We start from the raw sequence: 21,073 nt of genomic DNA, 5'->3' as shown, positions 1-21,073 counted from the left end.
TTTTTCTATTCCAGTATAACACCCTGCTGCTTTAATGTCTCCTGCAGAATTTTCACATTTAGACTTCTGGGTATATTTTCTTCCGCCGCGCACAAAGCTGCTGCTGTTCCTGCTGCCTGTCCCTGTGCCATACAGGATACGGTATTTCTGGTTGACATATGGGCCTCCCAGGTACTTGTGACACAGCGCCCGGCTGCCAGCAATCCGTCTATCCTTTTAGGCACCAGTGCCCGGTATGGAAATCCGTAGAAACCCCCGTCTTTGATCATGATTCTGGGTGCGCAGTCATGGAACCCATATAGGAACACCTCATCTGTTACTCACCCATGCGCATCAGGACCATGTGGGGGAACTGTTAAAATCAGTTTTAAAGATACGGAGAATAAACTGCTCCCCGCTAATTATATCATAAAATATGCTCCCTCCTAAGCGACAAGGTTTTATTATTTCACCTGCCTGCCTAGAAGGGAGCATATCAGTTTTTTATTTCATCAACTATGATTCCTTATTCTTTCTGCTTTTGATTCCTGTAAAGAAAACCATAATTCCTGCAGACAAAGTGATCAGAAGAATCCAAAGCCCTGTATTGGCAGTATCGCCTGTTTTTACAGCGGCAGTGTTCTCTTTCTTTGTATCTGTTTTCTTCGTATCTGTTTTCTTTTCATCTTCTTTTTTAGTTACCGTTTTCTTTGGTTTCGTTTTTTCTTTTGTCGTCACTTTCAAAGCTTCACTGTTTTTGCTTGCATAACCGACTTCTGTTTCCTTCACTCGAGTAATGATCTCATATTCTGAAGCCGGTTTAAGTCCGGAGAATACACCGTTATCCTGCCAGCTCTTGCCGTTGTCGATGGAATACTCCTGTCCTTTAACAGACTCTACCGTAATGGAATCAACGGTTACTTTTTGGAGTGCCGGTTTTGCAGGCGCAGCCACAGCGGATTTATCGGTAGTGACATTTAATGGTTCGCTGACAGCGCTCATACCGCTTGTACTAGTCTCAAGTACACGGGTAATGATCCGGTAATCAGAGACAGGAGCCAGATTGTTAAATACTCCATCTGATACCCAGGTATTACCGTTGTCAATAGAATACTCTTGTCCTGCTAACGCATTTATCTTAATGGATGAGTCCGTTTTCTCCAGCAGTTCCGGTTTAGCCGGTGTCGCTGCCGGAACTTTTTTCAGACCATCAATGGCATTCTTAAGCGCCTCGGCAAGGGCATCCGCTTCATCCTGTCTTCGGATATCCCAATTCTGTGCAGCTGGTTCCTGTGCTGCTGCTACAGCAGCGTTTAAAATATCAACGGTATCCGGAGTATAGATTCCGGTATCTGCGGGGACTCTCAGCATCTGCTCATCTATTTTACTCAGATCTGCAGATCTGTACTTCATAGAGGAAACTGCTTTTTTCAGGTTGTCAATATAATTTTTAAGAATCATCTTATCAATAGTTGACCCCGACAAAGTTCTTATGTTAGGCAATAGTGCCAGAAGTGGGGCAATCTCTACTAAAGATGCATCCTCAAGAACCATAATATCACCCGTTGGAATCTGTGCCAGCAGTCCATCCAGCTCTGTAAAGTCCGCAGGTACTATGCTCAGATCCGCTGTTATAATAACATCGCTTGTGATTTCAAATGTAAGTGTATCTCCGGCGTTTGATGCCACCTCCTGTCCGGTGGTTTTGTCTGTTGCTGTAACTTTATTTATAGTATATTTGCCGCTTTCTACTAGTGTTATTCTTGATGTAACCGTAGAACCGTCCTTATAATACGTGACACCGCTGCTTGTGAAACCATCACTGGAAACTGCTGGTGTAATATTATTATTCACAGTCATTTTCAACGTATCATCCAGTTCTGCCGTATACCATGCCCCGGTTTTATAAAAAAGCTCTGCAAGCTCGATATTATATCCTACCATTTTAAAAGAAAGCTGATATGTATAGTTTCCATTTCCATCCGGAGTGATCAAACACTGAACCGATTCCCTTGTCTGAATATAAGATTGACCAAGCGGAACATCCTGTTTACAATCGATTTCTGTAATGAATAAATCATTATTTGGAAGCGTTGCGCTAAGGGTTACGAGAGATCCCGCAGTTGCAGTTGGTGGAATTACTATATTTGTGGCTCCGGCTGTTTGAAGCTGTTTGTCAAACCAGACTCCGGTTTTGATCGTATAGGGAGTACCTACGGGTACTGTCACTTTAACTGTATTATGTCCGGCCAGCATAGATTCTGTTTCGCCGTATCGTATCTCATATTCTCCTGCGCTCAATCCTGTTACCTCTACTGCATTTTCCGGTACAGGTGTCCAGCTTGCATCACTCACTTTTTTATAATCATATTTCAGACTTGGGTCAAACCCTTGGATACCGCCGTCCTCTGTAGTGGCTGCGGAGGCTGCGATGGAATAAAATCGGTTTACAGCAGGAGTATTGTTTTGAGGCGATTTGGTGCGCTCGATAGTGAGTCGATAATAAGTAACGCTCACTTGATCTCTGGCAATTACTTTTAAGTCAATGGTATTTATACCGAAATCCAGCACCTGCTCAAAACGGTCACCGCCTCCGTTAATCGAAGCCAACGAATCAATTGCCTGTACGATAAAAGTATCCTTACTGGCCTTTCCTGCTTGTACCTTGGGATCCTGCTCTGTACCGCTTCCCGGCCAGAGCATAGAATCATCACCCAGACTGAAATTTGTTAAAATTCTTGTCTGTGATGATGGTACAACGGCTCTGTCCGAAAGTGAAGCTGAGGCCGCAGAAGCCTGAGACTGCAGGTTTGTCTCACTTGTTTGTTCCTTCTGGTCATCTGCTTTTTTGTCATCTGCTTTTTTGTCATTTGCCGCAGGTGTTTTACTCTCTGATTCTTTATCTTCAGAAACTTCTGTACTTTTTCCCGTCTCCGGTCTTGCACTTGTCTCAGGCTGTTTCAGCGCTGTATTTTCCTGAGGTTTTTGGGAATTCCCTTCAGTAATATTGTCTGTCGGTTCTGACTCTACATCACCTACATCTTCAGAATTGTCCGTTTTTTCTGATACCTGTGTATCTGTAGTACTCTCTGTTACAGAATCTTCTTTATCGTCCGTCAAAATATCCTTATTGTTTTTCGGCTCCATATCAACATTTTCATCGCTTTTCCCCTCGGTCTGGACTGGCGGCGGTGCAGCAAATGCCATGCTATTTCCCGATAAACAAAATACAATTACGAGAAATAATGCAACTATTCTTCTCTTCCCTTTTTTCATGTTCTTTTCCCTCCTGGATTCATTGAATTCCATTCATTTATATTGCTTTTTAAACACTTCGGCAAAACGTATGTAATGTACCTGCAGACAAAACACTCCCTGAGAAAAACAATATAGTTAATCCTCTTCACCAAAGCTCTTGACTAAAGCGTAACATGAAACATAATGTATAAACACTGCCCTTAACCCAAAATCAATTTTTCTTACGCAAAGTCATTCTTATTTTCCAGAATCAGACACAGAACAGGAATTCCTCCAGAATGGGAACCGGCTGCTCAATCTTTGTTTTTCCGATTCATCAGAATTTCCACCGCCTCCCGCAAAGTATTCACATCCCCCACATTTCCCGGAAAGATCACATACGGGGTCAATGGAAATCTGCTCTCCTCTCCTGTCTGCCACACCGGGACTCCAGGACGGATCTGTCCCATAACGACTGCACGTTTTACCTTCAATGCCTTTGTCCCCACATCGCTCGAAGTAACTCCCCCCTTTGCGATGACGAAACTGGGGACCACCCTTAAATTCCCCACAAGAGACTGGACAGCGTCTGAAATCTTTACGGAACGAAGCAGAGCCTCCTTCTTTGTATCATGTTCCACTACCAGAAGCTTTCTTTTCGTATATACCACTGCGGTTTTTCCGGACGTGATGATTCGTTCTATTTCTCCGGTCGTCCTCTCTGTTTCAGCGCGGAAGGCCTCCTCATCCAGCACCAGGTCTGAATTAAATGAAATGCTTACAATTCCCTCCGCTTTTTTTAGTTCCTCCAACTGCTGCGTGGTTTTCTGTGTATGAGAGCCGACTATGACCACGCCTCCATGATCTGTATCTTTTATGATCATTTTTTCCCTGGTCAAAAGCGGCTGGGATGAGATTCCCCCCATTTCTTTTACCAGGGCCGCCGCTGTGCGGAATAGGAAGTTCTTTCCCGCTGCCATTGCCCGGTAAACAGAAATACTCATGATTTTCACATCCGAATCGTCAATGGCATTTACTACCACCTTCTGAAAATCTTTCACTGCCAGCAATTGCCCGGTGATCTTGTCAAGATCCATGTTCCGCAAATCTTCCAGGCTGATGCAGACCACGTCTTCTGCTTTATATACGCCGTTTGTTTTTTCTTCCACATATTCACAGATATCTGAATGGGTGTACCCAAATGTCTTGTCTTTTGCAAACTCTGTCTGTGCTGCCGGGATCAGCTCCTCCCCATATTTTACAAAATGTGTATTATTAAGGGTAAAGCGGCCTCCTTCTTTGAAAAAGGGGCAGATAATCTCTCCATCTATGCAGATATCTCCATAAGCCTCTGTTTCCTCTTTTAAAATCAGAGTTTCCAGAGGATAGTGACCTCTGAGAGTAGAATCACTTCGGCTCATGATGAGATACTCTTTTCCGGTCTCCTCAGACACTTTTTTGACCGCTGCGGCAATTTCTCTATGTACTTTTGCTGTCTGTTCTGCAGTGAGTCCTCTGGAATTTGTCAGTATGTAAAACAAATGGTTCTCTTCCTCAAATCCCTGGCGGATACTATTCTCTGTCCAGTCTGTATACACAGATACATCGTGAACGGTCTGCACTCCTGTTGGGTCATCATCCAATACAACGATTTTTTTACCGCTCCTGCTGATCTCCATCTGAAGGAGCTGTTCCGCCTTTGCCATATCCACCTCCGGATATGATAATAATACATCCGCGCTAAGTATGTTTTCCATATTCATCTCCTATTTTATCTTTTCCACGGTGATACCTGCCAGATTTTCAAAATATTTTACAATACTGCAATGGTCCTCCTCCATGTGGCCTCCTACTTTCAGTGCCTGCATGATCTCAAAAAGCTGTGCTGTGTACGGAATTGGTACGTCCAGGGAGTGGGCAGCTTCCACCACATTTTTTATATCTTTGTGATTGATGGAGATCTTTCCCCCCGGCTTAAAATTCCGCTCCACGATCATGGGTATCTTCGCATCCAGCACAGCACTTCCCGCCAGGCCTCCCCGGATAGCCTCATATACTTTTACGGGGTCTGCCCCGGCCTTTGCAGCCAGGACAAAAGCCTCCGAAACCGCTGCTATGGTATTATTGACTATGATCTGGTTTGCCAGCTTGGTCACACTTCCGCTGCCCGGTCCGCCTACAAGCAGAGCCGAGCTGCCCATAACTTCAAAATAAGGCTTCAGGGCTTCAAACACCGGCTGGTCACCGCCTGCCATAAAAGCCAGTGTCCCATTGACCGCCCCCGGCTCTCCCCCGGAAACAGGTGCATCCAGGAACCCGATACCGTACTCTCTGCATTTTTCGTAGCATATCTTTGAATCCTCCGGGGTCACAGAACTCATATCACATAGAATGCCGCCTCTCTTCATGGCTCTTGCCACACCCTTCTCCCCAAACAGCACATTCCGGACAATCGTACCGTTTGGGAGGATCGTGAATACCACTTCACATGAACTTCCGATCTCACCGGGTGTCCCCTCCTGCGCACCTGCATTTACCAATTCTTTGACTGCATCCTGATTTAAATCATTCACCATGACTTTTATGTCTGCTTTTAACAGATTTTCTGCCATTGGTCTTCCCATAATTCCCAGCCCGATAAATCCTGCTCTTTTCATTCACTTTCTCCTTATCCAAAGATTGTTTTATTGAAATCAGTATACCGGTATACCGGTGTGTTGGTCAATACATTTATTTATCTTCTCTGTATTTTACAATTTATATCCATCTTTTTTGTAGAATCTGTCCGTAACAGTTCAGCCTTCCACTGTCCAACGTGGTGTTGCCTTGCATTTGCAAGGCAACTCTGAGGCTGCCACGCACCAGGCTGCAGTTTTTGCAGTCTGTACCCTAAAGAGCAGGATTGTGCATGCTTTTGTTGCTATGAAGCCGAAAGGCTGAATAGTAGTTACTGTACACAGGCCACTGTACCGGGAGGCGTTTTCATGCCGAAAGCATGAAAATCCCGAGGCAGCCAGCGCGATATGGTGCAGAATGCTCCATATTTGTGCATCGTGAAGCGTGTTACTGGACACGGAGTGTACGGTAACGAATAATAACATCTGTCCAATTATCTTTTCTGTTTTATATTGACCGGTATCCCGGTATGCTATAGAATAAATAAAATAGTATATCCTCCAGGAGGCATGGAACATGACGCAGAAACCGCTTCAGACAAAAGCATATGATTATATCAAAGATTTGATCTTAAAAGATGCCTTTGCATATGATACCATTTATTCAGAGACAAAAATCTCAAAGGAAATCGGAGTCTCCCGTACTCCCATGAGGGATGCCTTACACCGCCTTGCTCAGGAACGTTATATTGACATCATCCCAAGTAAAGGCTTTTGTATCCATCAGATGACCAAACAGGATATCATCGAGACCTTTCAGATCCGGTCCGCCATCGAAGGATACTGTACCGTACAAATAGCAAAGGATCATAAAGAAGACCGGTCCCAAAAACTTTTTCGGGAACTGGACTATATTATGGAAAAACAAAGAAAGATCCTTGAAACCACTCAGGATATTTCCGCTTTTGTGGAATATGACAACCAGTTTCATATCGAAATTGTTTCAAGTCTGAACAACCGGACTTTTCATGAGCTTTTTGGCAGTTATCTTTTTCAGATAAAGCGCCTGGCAGTTCTCTCCTTGGGGCATCCGGGACGTATGCAGGAAACCATTGAAGAACACAGCGCGATCCTGAATGCTATGAAATGCGGCAACCTTGCGGAAATCTATTCCGTAACCATGAAGCATATGGAAACCCCAAAAGGATTGAACCTGTCAGACTTTTGTTATTCATGAGCAGCATAGTATAATCCGGATGGCGAATGTGGATATCACCAGGCAAAGCCTGCCAAATCCATGGCTCTGCCTGGTAACTGTCTCCTGCCACTTAAGATTTTCTGCTGAAACACTGCAATGCTTTTTTGCATGTGTTTTTACATTTACACCCGATTCCCTGTCTAAGGACTCTAAATATTCCCCACATTCCTGATTCCACATCCCATTTCAGACTTCCGGACCGATAGAGATAATCGCCGGGACATGATGCGCCCTTTTCAAGTTCCATCTCAAATTTGTTTCCCACACTGATCGCGCCCTGGATGGGGATCACTCTGGAATGGAAGTCATCCGGCTGTTCCTTCCACATATGCCCATGGACCGCAAATCCTACATTACGCGGTTTATCCGCCGGCATCATAGTCCGGAAAATGACCCGGTCTCCGGTATATGCTTTAAAAACAGGTGTGGCGGGATCTCCATGCACTTTACTGCTGAATACTTTTGCGATCCGGCTGTCTCTGCGCAGCCGGTTGGCAAAACGCTCGGAGCGGTAATTATATCCTTTTTCTCCTGTGTCCTCCGCATCCACCGGGTCCGTATCATCCCCCTGCGCCGTCCGGATCACATTGCCCTCTGCGTCCTCCAGGCGGATTCCATTTTGGATAAAGACAACAAACTCCCGGAAAGTCTCTGTCCCGGGCGCTGTGATGACTGCCTGTTCCTGATATACTCCGCTTCTCATCATAAAATTCTGATACCACCTGGAAGCAGGCGGCTCAATGATGATCGCGCCGAATAATCCGTGATATCTGTGATTCCGCAGATCACCGAAAGACTGTATGATACAGGAGCCGTATTCCTGATCTGCATGCCAGAGATATTTCTTGCTCTCCCCCGGACCTACTGTCTGCTCCCGATTGTTGTATCCCACATTGATGCCCGAATCGCAGATTGGATCATACTGAAGAAATTGGGGGTTCAAGGACACCCTGTTGGAAGGGCGATGCTTCTTATCCAGCGGGACGCGGGGATAGTCAAAATACGGAATGTCCGGCCCCATCATGTTATGGAGGGTGACTTCAATCCAGTCCCCCGCATTTGCCCGGAGTATCAATGGCTTAGGCTGGTATTTACCGCAGAGCACCTGCTCCACCTCATCCGCCGGAACGAAAATCAAACCGTCCGGGTCATGATCCCCGTATTTGTTATATAAAATATCAGTCTTTATGGCAGCGATCTCATATTTCCGCACCACAGAATCTCTGCCGGGACACATGGGAAGCGGCAGAATACCCAATTCATTTTTGCACAGCGGCTTCAAATGAGCCTGCTCTTTATCGTATACACGGATGATCCCCCACAGCCCCAGCCAGGCGTCGTCAATACCGCCTGAATAATAGAGATAATCCCCGCAGTTATAATTTTTCCGAATTTGAAGGTTAAATGCCTCAGAAATCCCGATAGACTGAGATGCAGCCAGCGGCGAATGGATATCCGCTATCTCTTTTCTCCAGTACATTCCCGTGACGTTTAAAACATGCTGCTCCTCATGAGCCCCGTCAAGCAGCCTGATCATCAGCTCATCTCCCGGATATGTCTCCAGCAGAGGTGTAGCCGGATCCCCATGAACAATAGAACTGAAAATATAAGCCGGGTCCGCCGTATCGCTGAGTCTTTCCCTCATTGGTTCACACCGGTAATTGATCCCCATAACTCCGGGATCATCGTGGGAGCCGGGAACCTCCGGCGGATTCAGGGGCTTTCCGTTTCCGTCAAATAACAGGGCAAAATCATGCAGAAATAAGGCAAATTCGCGGAAAGAGGTTCCATCACGCCTGCGGATAACAGCTTTTGTCCCGAATTTCAGCGCTTCTCCTGTTTCCACGTCATGAAATGTAGCTCCCGCTTCCTCTATCACCAATGCTCCGAACATCCCATGCTGCTGATGTGTATTTGCAAACAGATGGTCATGGAAAAATACGGTTCTCAATTCCGCATTTGCAAAGAACCGTTCTATAAGAGTCTCGTATCTTCTGGCTCCGGCAATATTATTCCAGCCATTGGCTGCACCGTCCGATACAATTGTATCGAATTTTACCAGATGGATGTGATATCCCACAATGTCAGTCAGTGTCTCCATCTGAAACGGGCTTGCTTCTATATATTCCGGAAGAAGGTTTGTAAAGCGAACTTCAATGCAGTCACCGTCATTTGCCCGGATCACCAGCGGTTCCACCTGTATTTCCTGAGCTTCCACCTTTTTGATATACGCCTCCAGCCCTCCGTGTCTTTCCAGCTCCTCTTTCAGGACAAAGAAACGCCCCTGTGGATCATGCCAACCGTATTTGTTATAAACTACTTTTGCCTGTACAGCGGCTATCTCAAATACTTTGACCTTCCCTTCCTCCGCTTCCCCGCACCCACATCCGCAATCGGTATGGCAGGGGCAGGTGTCTGTATAGAGCGCGCCCGGTTCAAATGCATCCACAAAGTTATCTGCTTCCAAAGGCGTAGGCTCTATCTTATTATTTCCGTCAGCATCCAGGATCCCCAGCGGCGGCTGCAGGGGGCGCATTCCAAACTGTCCGTTGATAAAATTGGGATATCCCGGATGTTCCGGGTCCTTCAACGGCGGCTGTTTCCTGTCTTTCAGGGGTATCAGTCTGGGTATGGGCATTCCGTCCGGAAGTTTTCCGCTCCCATCCTGCAGACGGTCATAGATCCTCCAGAGTGTCCACATTCCTTCATGGAAATGAGGATATAGATGGCAGTGGAAAATAGCATCCCCCACCATCCTGTTCAGGCTTCCCGCCCCGTGCAGAATATCCAGCGTATAGCATTCCTGGGGACTGATAGAAACAGAATCTAAGATCGTAGAATTAGGATTATCATTTTCCAGCCTCCACTGATGATTATGGAGATGGAATACATGGGTCTCTTTCACGCCTCCGTGAACCAGCCGGATCTTAGCCGGATCTCCCACATACGCTTTCAAGATCGGCGGTGCCGGGTCTCCGTATGCCCAGGAGCTCATGGAGATATCTTCTGCCGTGTCCGCATGATTTTCTGTCAGGGGAAGTCTGTTTCTCATAGGTTCCGAACGGTAACTGATTCCGGTGGTTGCTGACGGAAGCCCCGTGTGCGGGTCTGTTGGGGTATTTCCCTCTTTATTTTTTATTTCCAGCTCATCATGGAAAAACACAGCATATTCACGGAAAGATGGCTTGGCAGGATGATAAATATCTGCGAAAAGACCGCTCTCCAGCTCTTCTCCCGTCTCCGGGTCCAGCCAGACAGATTCAGGAGCTTCAACGATGATGGCCCCAAAGAGGCCGTGTATATTTGTCCCCTCCTCACTGCTCCTGGTATCTCCCATATCACTGAACAGATAGACGCCCTCTTTCTCTGCATACCAGGTATAGACGATCTCATTTCTTGTGGTGCTGTCCTGATTCATCCCTACACTGGCTCCGTCGGAGGTCTGAACATCATATCGAAGCCCCTGCACATGGATGGACAGATCTCTTTTCAGAGAATGCCGGAAATAGATATGGATCTCTTCCCCCAGATTTGCCCGGATGACCAGCGGTTTCACTCCCTCATAAGGCTGAGGGTCCGGTCTGTTAAAATTCACCAGCGCGCCTCTCTTTATCCTCTCCGCATCTTTTTGCAGCACATATAACAATCCATTGGGATCGTGGTCTCCGTATTTATTATATACTATCGGTATTTCAATGGCCTCGATCCTGTACGTTCTGACATTAGGCTTCTGCATATAATTACATAATTCCATAACTTACCCCTCCATATTTCTATATACCAAAGGTGTGCCGGCTATTAAAGCATTTTCCCGCCAGCTGCGGAACCGCACGGCACTTTTTATATGATCACACCCCTTTTCCGGGAATCCGGTTCCGGGAAAAAAAGAATGAAGTTTTAGGAATAAAATCAAATGATCCATCATATATTGATACTTTCTCTTTTTTTGTATTATATGTAAAATAAGCCTAATCGGTACAATCTATATACCAATCCCCTCCTGTCCGTATTTTAAACCAGTGAAGGAAATTGTAATTTAGTCACAGAAATCAAATCTATTTTATAGTATCATAGTCACATCAAAAATAAGGAGTTCACAAATATGCCCTCAAAAAAATATGCGGTAGTTGACAAAAACCGATGTGTCGCCTGCGGCGCATGTATGAATGTCTGTCCAAAAGATGCTGTACATATATGGAAAGGATGCTATGCTGCCCCTGTCCCGGATAAATGTATCGGGTGCGGCAAATGTGCTAAGATATGTCCGGCGGGATGTATCCAGATCAGGAATCGAGGTGAACAGAAATGAGAACAAAACACTGGTATGATTATCTTTGGATATGGTCCATCGTTTACTTTGCTTTGGGATTTTTTAATATCTTATTTGCCTGGCTTGGAATGATCGACTTTCTGCTTCCCCTCATGATCGCTGCCTTCGGAGGAAATAAATGGTTCTGTAATCACATGTGCGGCAGAGGCCAGCTCTTTCATCTTCTCGGCAGCTCCCTCAAATGTTCACGAAATAAAACCACCCCGGGATGGATGGTTTCCAAATGGTTCCGCTATGGCTTTCTCCTCTTCTTTCTTACCATGTTCGGCAATATGGTATTCCAGACCTGGCTTGTGGCATCCGGAGCCAACAGTTTAAAAGAGGTGATCCAGTTATTCTGGACTATAAAAGTTCCCTGGGGCTGGACTTATACAGCCGGTACGGTTACAGACTGGGTGGCAAAATTTAGTTTTGGGTTCTACAGCCTTATGCTGACCTCAACCCTGATCGGTCTGATCGTGATGCTGCTCTATAAGCCAAGGAGCTGGTGCACGTTCTGCCCTATGGGGACAATGACACAGACCATATGTAAATTGAAAAATAAAGAGGGATCCACACCTTGACCACCCCATCCCCTAATGCTATCATGAAAGAAAAAACACGGGGGAAGAATTCATGTGGGTCATCTTTGCTTTTGGGTCTGCTCTTTTTGCAGGCCTCACGTCCATACTGGCAAAATGCGGAATCCGGAAGACAGATTCCACTGCTGCCACTGCTCTGCGCACAATTGTGGTATTGCTTTTTTCCTGGCTGATGGTGTTTCTGGTCGGTTCTCAGAGTCAGATAAAAAATATAGATTTAAAAACCATCTTATTTTTGACCTTGTCCGGCCTTGCCACAGGTGCCAGCTGGCTATGCTACTTTAAAGCCCTACAGCTGGGCGATATCAACAAAGTAGTCCCTGTGGATAAATCCAGCACGATCATGACAATCCTGCTGGCCGCCGTCCTGCTTCAGGAAAAGATCACCCTGTTTAAGGGAATTGGGGTGGTCCTGATCGCTGTTGGCACCTATATGATGATCGAAAAGAAAGACAAGGGTTCAAAGCCGGCTCCTCAAAGCAACCGCTGGCTGTTTTTCGCCTTAGGTTCCGCAGTGTTTGCCAGCCTGACTGCCATCCTTGGAAAAATAGGCATCTCCCATGTGGAATCCAATCTGGGAACTGCTGTCCGCACCGGTGTGGTATTGGTAATGTCCTGGATCATGGTTGTAGTTACAGGCAAACAAAAAGAACTGCGGCATATACCTAAAAAAGAATTGGGGTTCATCTTCCTGTCAGGGCTGGCCACCGGCGGCTCCTGGCTGTGTTATTATAAAGCCCTGCAGGATGGACCTGCCAGTGTGGTCGTTCCCATAGACAAGCTGAGTATACTGGTAACGGTTTTCTTTTCCTACCTGGTATTTCACGAGAAACTATCCCTGAGATCAGCAGCCGGACTTGCTCAGATCACAGCAGGCACATTACTCATGCTGCTGTAAAACAGATTCCGGGACCAACGCTTACGGTCTTGTTTCAGACACGCTTTAGAGGTCCCGGGCCATTTTTTTCTCCTGTTTTTGTATATACATTTTCCTGTCAGCTGCCCGGATCAGTTCCTTCCAGTCTGTATACGCGGTACCCTCCACCACACCGTAACTGAGAGACAGGGGATACGAAAACCCATTCTGTCTGCTTATGGAACAAAGCCTTTCATTGAGCTGTTCTATCCTCTCCTCTGCTTTCCCCCGTGTCACTTTCTCAAACAAAAGCAGGAATTCATCCCCACCATAACGAAACAGCAGGTCCCTGCCGCTTCTGCAGACATTCCGGATCTGCTCGGTCACGGTCAGGATATAACGGTCCCCTTCCTCATGTCCATACTGGTCATTTACCCTCTTCAGCCCGTCTAAATCGAGAAAACAAAGAATAAAATCAGCTTTATGTTCCATCAGAAAAGCAATCTTCTCTTCCGCATAATGCCGGTTATAAAAACCGGTCATAGGGTCAATAGTGGTCTGCAGCCGCAGAAGTTCTTCCTCCTGCCGCTGTTCTTCCAGCTGTTGTTCCATCTGCCGGTTTTTTTCCCGGTAATCGTCAAGCTCACATATCCTTCTGGTATACCGGATGGCTATATAAATCCCCACAACACTGAAAAAACAGGATTTAATACTCCACATTTTTAACAGAAGATCATTGAACGGCGCCGCATAAAGCAAAAGATTCAGGAACAGATAAAAAAGCAGCCCTGTCATGATCTCCAGCAAAAAAGACTGATGGCCGGGATGTACCAGGATCAGGCGGAGCCGTTCCATCACCACCGGATGTCTCATGATCAAAAACACCATTCCGGCCAGCAAAAATCCCAGTAAAACAGGTACTCCCTTTAAATTCCCCACACTGCTTGTATGATTATCAAAATTCTGCAGCGGCTGGTTCAGGCCAATGGCTATGACGCTGCGGCAGAAAATATTCACAGACAGGCCATAGAGGATTCCCAGTAAAGAACTGAAGTATGCGCATCGCTTGTCCCCCTGATCATAGAGCAGCGTTTCAAAGAACAGAAGGAAGGCAAAAAGAAACCAGTTGATAATTAATGGAAATTCCAGAACACTGCATATCACAAAGAACAGATAATTTAGTATAAAACTGAGGAGAACCATTCCAAAACGCCGGCGCGTCATCTTTCGCAGCTCAGCCGCCAGAAAAAAATACTGCCAATGAAAATAAAAATAGGTAAGCGCGGTCAGCAAAAGTAAGCCCATGTGTTCCCCTCCTTTCCTAGTATTTCCTTGTCTGTTTATCCCGATACATAGCCTGGTCGGCCTTGTGGAAAATTTGTTCCAGGCTGTCAGCCGTATCCTCCGCAACATAGCTGACACCATAACTAAACGAAAATCCCGGTTTAAGATCTACGGTCAATCGGGAACGGATAAGATCCATTCGCTCTATGGCCTTCTCTCCCACGCAGTGCAGAAGTAATACAACGAATTCATCCCCTCCCACTCTGGCAAATATATCCGTATCGCGCAGATGGGAAGCAAATTCCTCAGTAAACTGAATGAGATAGATATCTCCCGCATGATGCCCCTCCCTGTCATTGATACGCTTGAGATGGTCCAGATCAATAAAGACAAAGGAAAACGGCACCTTCCTCTCCAGCAGTTCTCTCGCCTTATCTATCAGATACTGTCTGGAATAAATACCGGTCATGGAATCCTGTTCACTCTTGCTTCGCAGTACCGCCGCATCCTGATTCTGTTGTTCCAGCTCCTTAGTCAGACGGCGGTGTTCCTCCTCCAGGTAGTAAACCTTTAATACCAAATAGAGATGCCGCAAAAACCGTATCAGATAAAATTCCATCAATACGGTACTGCCCACTAAAAACAAAGGCAGCAGATCCCAGCCTACATCTGCCATACACAGGATACTGTCCAGCAGCAGGAATATATTGCAGAACCATAAAAACATCATAAAAGGCCGAACCTCTGCGCTTTCGGCCTGTGTACGGAGCACCCCCATAATGGTCTCCCATCTGGGAAGCAGCAGCGCAACCAAATTATTTATGATCAATACCATACTGATCGTGAGGATCCGCCAAAAAGGATACTGCAGAAGTTCTTTCATTGAAGTCTGTACAGCCAGAGAGAACACACCGATCAAAACCATATGCAAAGCCATTGTCGTCAGATGGGTAATATTAATCAGGAACAGTTCCCTGGAACGGCTCTCTCCCCTGCGGTATAACCGGATCACTTTAGTAAAAAAGGCCAGAATATAGAACACAGGCAGTGGAATAATTATGATGCTCCACAATGTAAACAGGAATAAGGCCGGCAGGGAATTCCCCAGCCGCCCTAAAATTGTATCTTTCTGCGGATACTCCATAATCTGCAGCACATGATGAGAGATAATGCCATACAGCAGGGAGAGACAAACGGGTATGAGCAGCCACCAGCCCATATAGAAAGAGAATGGCAATGAAATTCCCTCCTTATTTTGCTTCATATATCCATAAAGTATATCAAATACGGGGTAAAATAACAACCGTTTCACTTCGCACAATTCCAGTCTTTTGCCCCGCACTTTTCTGCCCTGTCAACGCCCGTCCCTTATCTTTTGGAGGGAATAAATAGATTTATTCAGATTAAACAAATAGGAAAACGTGCATACCACAAAGAAATACGGCAGATAAGCAAATCCAAACACCTCCGTACCAATGAGCACCGGTGCCAGGAACGTATTCGTGGCGCTCCCAAAGACACCAGCATACCCCAGTGCCGCGGCAAATTCAACAGGCAGGCCAAACAACGGGCTTGCTGCTACCCCAAGGCTTGCACCGATGGAAAATAGGGGGGTCACCTCCCCGCCCTGGAAGCCTGCAGCCAATGTGAGTACGGTAAGAAGGAATTTTAATATCCAGTCATACCCGTAAATCTTCTCACCATAAAGGCTTGCATGGATCAGGTTCGTTCCGAGACCTGCATATCTGCCTTTATAGAGTATAAGCAACAGGGCACTCAAGATCAGCCCCATGAAAAAAATCCTGAGTACCGGCTGCTTCCACAGCACGGCAAGCTTTCCTTTCATATATTTTAACGTCCAGGCAAACGCCCCTCCTACAATCCCAAACAGGATTCCCAGTAGTACCAGTTTTCCCATATTGGGAATATCCGGATCCAGTTGTGTAGTCAGTGCAAACGAAAATTTTTCCAGCCCCAAAAAACTTGACGCTGCACTGGCCGTGAACGCAGCCGTCACAGCGGGAAACAGAGCCTGGTATTCCAGCGCTCCGGCAACCAGAACCTCCATTGCGAAAAACACCGCCGCTATAGGCGTCTGAAACAGGCCGGCGAACCCGGCTGCCATTCCTGTTACCAGAAAAATATGGGAGCTGTTTTTCAGCGGGATCTTCCTGCCCACCCAATGGGAAAATGTGGCTCCGATCTGCACTGCCACGCCTTCCCGCCCGGCACTTCCGCCGAACAAATGGGTGATCCATGTCCCGGAAATGATAAACGGGATCAGCTTTAACGGGATCACTTCCTCCTCGCCATGCCCCACTTCAAAAATAAGGTTCATACCCTTACTGCTCTTCCCCCCGAATTTAAGATAGCAGAAGGCGATCAGGGCGCCTGCCAAAGCCAAAAACGGGATAAGCTGCATGGGATGACCGTCCCTGAGATCAGTGATCGCCAGCAGTACTCTTCCGAACACCGCATCAATCCCTCCTATGACCAATCCAATGGGGATTCCCAGCAGTCCCAGAAGGAATAATTCTTTGTAAGTCTGATACATTCTTTTTACTCTGTGATTCATCTTTCTCCTCCTCTGTCTGTTCCCGGTAATAAACGTTCGCCCCTCCATGCTTCTGCCCAACAAAAAAGCTGATAACCCTGTTTTTACACAGAAGTCATCAGCATACACGCACTTTTGGAATCATCCACGGGAGAACCTCATTCCCTTAAAACTATATTGAATAATACCATGTTCATTTTAACTTGTCAATGTACAACCCAGCAGCAGTCCCCGGTCATCTTTTATAACCTGCTTTAAAAATACTGCAGAGTATGCCCATCAGCCCCAGTCCCCAGCTCCACATACTGTAAGGTGCATAGACTGCGGCGGATACGCCCACAACGCCGGACATATAAACAGCCACGTCTGTCCACGGAATGATACTGAGCATGGGGCTTGCGGCCGTGTTGGATACCACCGCACAATCCAGGGCCGAATATCCGAACTCCCTGTATTTTTCCTCCAGCATCTCTATGGGCATAAGTATGGATATTGCAGAGCTGTTGGTGATCGCCCCCGTAATGGTGCCGATACACCAACTGCTGACTGCAAGGCCAAAAAGGGAACGGATCCTCCCAAACAAAGTCTCCACGATCACCTCAACCACTTTAATCTTTATCATAATGCCGGCAACTCCCACGGCAGCAAACAAGATCACAAACAGAGAGGACATGGAAAGCATACCGCCCCGGTTGCACAGCGTAACGATCTCCGGTAACACAGCATCTGTGGAAATGCCGGTAATAGTAGTCAGGTCAAAACCACTGTAACCGGCGGCAAGCCCTTTCCAGAAAGAAAAACCATTCAGCAGGGCACCAATGGCGATCCCGATCATACCGCCCCCAAACAAAGATACCACAGAAGGCAGCTTCATAAAACTGCCTGCAACCACCACCACTATAGGGATCAGGGCTATGGGACTGATATTAAAAACAGAGGCCAGCCCGTCTGAAAGCAGGGCATTGTCAAAAACCCCCTGTGAAGAACCGGTTGCAAACCCTAATATGGTATAGAATAGGATACACGCAAGAAAAGTGGGTATCCCGATATAAGCAGCACGTTTCATTACCGTAAGGGAATCCGATTTTGTCACTGACGCAACCAGATTAAAGTTATCCGCCATAGGTGAGAGAAACAGTCCCACATGCGACCCAGACACCACCGCTCCGGCCATTGCAGGAAGATTCACATCCATTACAATGGCAAGCCCTATCATAGCTACCCCAATGGTTCCGCAGGTGCCAAAACTGGTGCCAATGAAAAAAGCTGTGACTGCGGTAAACAAAAACCCCAGTAAAATACAAAGACCGGGCGTCACAAATTTCAGCAGATAAGTGATCAGGGCAGGTATGGTACCTGCAAATACAAAAGAAGCCGTCAGAAATCCAATCCCGCACAAAAGAAAAAATAAGTCGGTCAGTTCTCCGGCCTTGTGATACATTGCCTCCAAAAGCTCGTGCAGAGTATATCCGCAGTTTAATCCTATGATCCCCACATAAGCCGCTGTGATAAAAAGAGATACCGAGAGATCAAATCCCTTTACTGTACCGATCAGCATTACAAGAATCATCACAATAAGACAGGACAGCGCTTCTACCCTGTTTGGCCTGCGTGTTTTTTTCTCCTTATTTTTCATGCCGCACCTCGTTTAAACTTTAAACTATAGTATCCGGCTTTCAAAGGAGCTTTATTCATAGTATCCTTCATTCCCTCCCGCAAAGAAAAAAAAGAAAAAGAGGAAGGGACCCGGCTGTCAGCCAGCCCGGCCCCGTTATGATGAAGTTTTTGTCCTTCACAAGTATCATTTTAGTACAGTTTTATTTAAAAAACTATCTGATTCCTGCCTTTATGTATCACTATCCTGCCATCTGCGGCGATACTCCGTGGGAGTACATCCCGTATAGCTGCGGAAGACTTTTCCGAAGTAGCTGCTGCTTCCCAGCCCGCAGGCATGGCTGACTGCTGTGACCGTTTCTTTTCCTTTTGCCAGCATCCTGCATGCCATCTGGAGACGATAGGTCTGCATGTATTCCACCGGCGTCATCTGCAGGCAGTCATGAAAGGCGCGGAAACATTCTCGTTCGCTGGAAAACGCTGCGGCCGCCAGTTCTGCCACTGTGATTTTTTCGGCATAATGCTCGTGGATGTAGATCATCATCATTTTTATCTTATCATCAAAATTACTGCACTCTCCTTTTTCCTCAAGAACCGGGATGGACAGGGAGAACAGCTTTATCCATATTTCCGAGAGCACTGCCCGCAGTTTTATTTCATATCCCCACTCCTGCTCCGACAAGGCAAAGGAAGCCCGAAGCAGGTTCAAAACCTCTTCTTCCGCAGGGATATGGGGGCGCAGTACAAAGATTTCCAACTGTGAAGCTGTCACAACAGGCAGGACAAATTTCTTCTCTATCCGGCTGGCCTGCTCCCCTGCTATGAAAGAAGGGTCAAAAATGTGGATAAGCTGCACATTTTTTTCTTCCCTGGAACCTGCTCTTGTCATGTGCAGAACATTGGAATTCACCATTCCGCCATAGCCGGCGGGAAAGACCGTTTTTCCTTTAGGGGTGGTATATTCCAACACACCGTTTTCCACGTAAAACAATTCCACAGTCTTATGCCAGTGCCACGGTACAAACCGTCCTATATATTTATCCAGCTCCGCACGGGAGGCAATATAGGGAAAATCAGGGGCAAATCCGGGCAGTCTCTCTTCCTTGCTCCCTGTGTGAAACTCTATGTTCGTAATATCCCTCACTGCGAATCCCCCTCTCTGCAAAACGGTCCGCAGAAATTTTCCTGCGAACCGCGTTCATTACTTATTTATTGTTTGGATTGGTATTGGGGCATTACATACTGCCTCCCACAGAACCTTCCCAGGTATCCACTTCTTTCGCTTTTTTCTCCTCCTCGTCGAACCAGTGGGTAGTGACTGCTTTTATCTCCGTAAAGAACCGAACACCGTCCTTGCCCAGACAGTGCAGGTCGCCAAAGAAACTGTCCTTGTGGCCGCTGAATGAGAAAATACCTGCCGGGACCGGGATGCCCACATTGATTCCCACCATTCCGCCATCTGTGCGGCGGGCAAACTCCCTGCTGTAATAACCGCTCTGGGTATAAATAACGCTTCCGTTGGCAAAAGGATTGCGGTTCATCATTTGAATCCCCTCTTCAAAATCCTTGCAGCGCTTCACAGCCAGGACCGGACCAAAAATTTCCTGCTGTCCGATCGCCATATCCTCTGTCACATGGTCAAAAATGGTTGGGCCAAGGTAAAAACCGTTTTCATATCCGGGTACCGTGATACCGCGCCCGTCAAGGACAAGCCGTGCCCCCTCTTCCACTCCCTTTTCGATCCATTTGACTACCTTTGCTTTGTGGGAAGCATCCACAACCGGACCCAGATCCGTTGTCTTGTCATAGGCCGGTCCCACTTTCAGTTCACCTGCGAATCTCACCAGCAGCTCAACCAGTTTGTCCGCAATGCTCTCCTGGGCAACCACCACGGGCAGAGCCATACAGCGCTCTCCCGCACAGCCGAAGGCGGAATTGATGATCCCTCTTGCGGTACGCTCCAAAGCCGCGTCCTCCAGCACCAGGGCATGGTTCTTGGCTTCCGTCTGTGCCTGTACCCGTTTGCCGTTGGCAGCCGCGATGCCGTATATATGTTTTCCTACACCTGTGGTACCTACAAAACAGATCCCTTTTACATCGGGATGTGTCAGGAACTGTTCGGATTCCTGTCTGGTACAGGTGACAATGTTCAGCACACCGTCCGGAAGGCCTGCCTCCTGCCACAGCTCTGCACAGCGCAGGGCGGTCAGAGGTGTCTTGGAGGCTGCTTTGATGACAATGGTATTGCCTGTTGCAATGCAGATAGGCGTCATCCACCCCATGGGGATCATACCCGGAAAATTAAAGGGGGCAATCCCTGCAAATACACCCAAAGGCTCACGGTAGCTGACGGTGTCATATCCTTTGGAGGTATCCATCATGGATTCTCCCATCATGAGGGTAGGGGTTCCGCATGCCAGCTCCACAGGTTCTTTTACTTTTGCGATATCACCGGCAGATTCCTTCCAGTTCTTTCCGTGTTCTCTTGCACAGCACTCTGTCAGCTCATCCCAGTGCCGGTCCAGCAGATCACGGAATTTGTAAAGGACCTGCACTCTCTTCATCACCGGGGTGTCACGCCAGGCCGGGAATGCTTTCTTTGCACATTCAATGGCATATGCAACTTCCTCTGTGGTACAGCTTGGGATCTCCGCCTGCACCTCACCGGTGCTTGGGTTGTACACAGGTGTGTACTTTCCGGATTTCGTATCCAGCCACTGCCCTCCTGCCAGGTATTTCATTCTCTTGATCTCGCTCATTTCTGA

The 21,073-nt window shown here is 46.9% G+C and carries 15 protein-coding genes and 1 riboswitch; of the genes, 4 read left to right on the top strand and 11 right to left on the bottom strand.

The genetic code is table 11. The features are described 5' to 3' along the window. Positions 1-5: 5 nt before the first annotated feature. From C6P39_RS18520 to garR, 4 genes are all read right to left on the bottom strand, one after another. Positions 6-269: an FAD-dependent oxidoreductase gene (locus tag C6P39_RS18520; RefSeq protein ID WP_104805985.1), complete on the bottom strand. Its 264-nt coding sequence runs from the start codon at positions 267-269 to the stop codon at positions 6-8. Between the two features lie 226 nt (positions 270-495). Continuing rightward, positions 496-3,255: a hypothetical protein gene (locus C6P39_RS18515; RefSeq protein WP_104804769.1), complete on the bottom strand. Its 2,760-nt coding sequence runs from the start codon at positions 3,253-3,255 to the stop codon at positions 496-498. Positions 3,256-3,530: 275 nt separating this feature from the next. Beyond that, a complete protein-coding gene (locus tag C6P39_RS18510; protein ID WP_104804768.1) occupies positions 3,531-4,973 on the bottom strand; it encodes a four-carbon acid sugar kinase family protein in 1,443 nt (480 codons plus the stop codon). Positions 4,974-4,982: 9 nt separating this feature from the next. Continuing rightward, positions 4,983-5,873, bottom strand: a complete 891-nt coding sequence (gene garR / locus C6P39_RS18505; RefSeq protein WP_104804767.1) for a 2-hydroxy-3-oxopropionate reductase — start codon at positions 5,871-5,873, stop codon at positions 4,983-4,985. Between the two features lie 535 nt (positions 5,874-6,408). On the opposite strand from garR, the gene C6P39_RS18495 reads away from it, so the two are divergent. Continuing rightward, positions 6,409-7,068, top strand: coding sequence for a GntR family transcriptional regulator (locus tag C6P39_RS18495; RefSeq protein ID WP_104804765.1), 660 nt, complete (start codon positions 6,409-6,411; stop codon positions 7,066-7,068). 91 nt (positions 7,069-7,159) lie between these two features. Here the strand turns inward: C6P39_RS18495 and C6P39_RS18490 are convergent, their stop codons facing one another. Further along, the gene (locus C6P39_RS18490) at positions 7,160-10,843 is read right to left on the bottom strand and encodes a multicopper oxidase domain-containing protein (RefSeq protein WP_104804764.1); all 3,684 of its coding nucleotides are present in this window, start codon (positions 10,841-10,843) and stop codon (positions 7,160-7,162) included. A 348-nt stretch (positions 10,844-11,191) separates the two neighbouring features. On the opposite strand from C6P39_RS18490, the gene C6P39_RS18485 reads away from it, so the two are divergent. Genes C6P39_RS18485 through C6P39_RS18475 form a run of 3 tightly spaced genes read left to right on the top strand, consistent with a single transcriptional unit; the run spans position 11,192 to position 12,898 of the window. Beyond that, a complete protein-coding gene (locus tag C6P39_RS18485) occupies positions 11,192-11,398 on the top strand; it encodes a 4Fe-4S binding protein (protein WP_095170780.1) in 207 nt (68 codons plus the stop codon). Further along, positions 11,395-11,982, top strand: a complete 588-nt coding sequence (locus C6P39_RS18480) for a 4Fe-4S binding protein (RefSeq protein WP_095170781.1) — start codon at positions 11,395-11,397, stop codon at positions 11,980-11,982. Before C6P39_RS18485 ends, C6P39_RS18480 begins: the two co-directional genes overlap by 4 nt. Before the next feature lie 52 nt (positions 11,983-12,034). Next, positions 12,035-12,898, top strand: a complete 864-nt coding sequence (locus C6P39_RS18475) for an EamA family transporter (RefSeq protein ID WP_095170783.1) — start codon at positions 12,035-12,037, stop codon at positions 12,896-12,898. Between the two features lie 45 nt (positions 12,899-12,943). On the opposite strand, the gene C6P39_RS18470 is transcribed toward C6P39_RS18475, so the two are convergent. The 6 genes from C6P39_RS18470 to C6P39_RS18445 all read right to left on the bottom strand — a co-directional run bounded on the left by C6P39_RS18470 (position 12,944) and on the right by C6P39_RS18445 (position 21,067). Further along, positions 12,944-14,161, bottom strand: a complete 1,218-nt coding sequence (locus tag C6P39_RS18470) for a GGDEF domain-containing protein (RefSeq protein ID WP_104804763.1) — start codon at positions 14,159-14,161, stop codon at positions 12,944-12,946. Positions 14,162-14,177: 16 nt separating this feature from the next. Next, positions 14,178-15,377, bottom strand: coding sequence for a GGDEF domain-containing protein (locus tag C6P39_RS18465; protein WP_158661616.1), 1,200 nt, complete (start codon positions 15,375-15,377; stop codon positions 14,178-14,180). 117 nt (positions 15,378-15,494) lie between these two features. Next, entirely contained in the window at positions 15,495-16,715 is a 1,221-nt protein-coding gene (locus tag C6P39_RS18460) for a chloride channel protein (RefSeq protein ID WP_095170789.1), read from the bottom strand. A gap of 81 nt (positions 16,716-16,796) precedes the next feature. Beyond that, positions 16,797-16,869: riboswitch (Fluoride riboswitch) on the bottom strand. 60 nt (positions 16,870-16,929) lie between these two features. Next, entirely contained in the window at positions 16,930-18,330 is a 1,401-nt protein-coding gene (locus C6P39_RS18455) for a Na+/H+ antiporter NhaC family protein (RefSeq protein ID WP_104804761.1), read from the bottom strand. A gap of 210 nt (positions 18,331-18,540) precedes the next feature. Next, positions 18,541-19,452, bottom strand: a complete 912-nt coding sequence (locus tag C6P39_RS18450; protein WP_095170793.1) for an AraC family transcriptional regulator — start codon at positions 19,450-19,452, stop codon at positions 18,541-18,543. A gap of 91 nt (positions 19,453-19,543) precedes the next feature. Then, on the bottom strand, positions 19,544-21,067 hold the full coding sequence (locus tag C6P39_RS18445) for a CoA-acylating methylmalonate-semialdehyde dehydrogenase (RefSeq protein WP_095170795.1): 1,524 nt from the start codon (positions 21,065-21,067) through the stop codon (positions 19,544-19,546). Positions 21,068-21,073: the final 6 nt, after the last annotated feature.

The sequence above is a fragment of the Blautia marasmi genome, assembly GCF_900258535.1.
GTDB classification, from domain to species: Bacteria; Bacillota; Clostridia; order Lachnospirales; family Lachnospiraceae; genus Blautia; species Blautia hominis.
The sequence above is the reverse complement of the archived record's forward strand: the minus strand, read 5'-3'. Positions and strand labels throughout refer to the sequence as shown.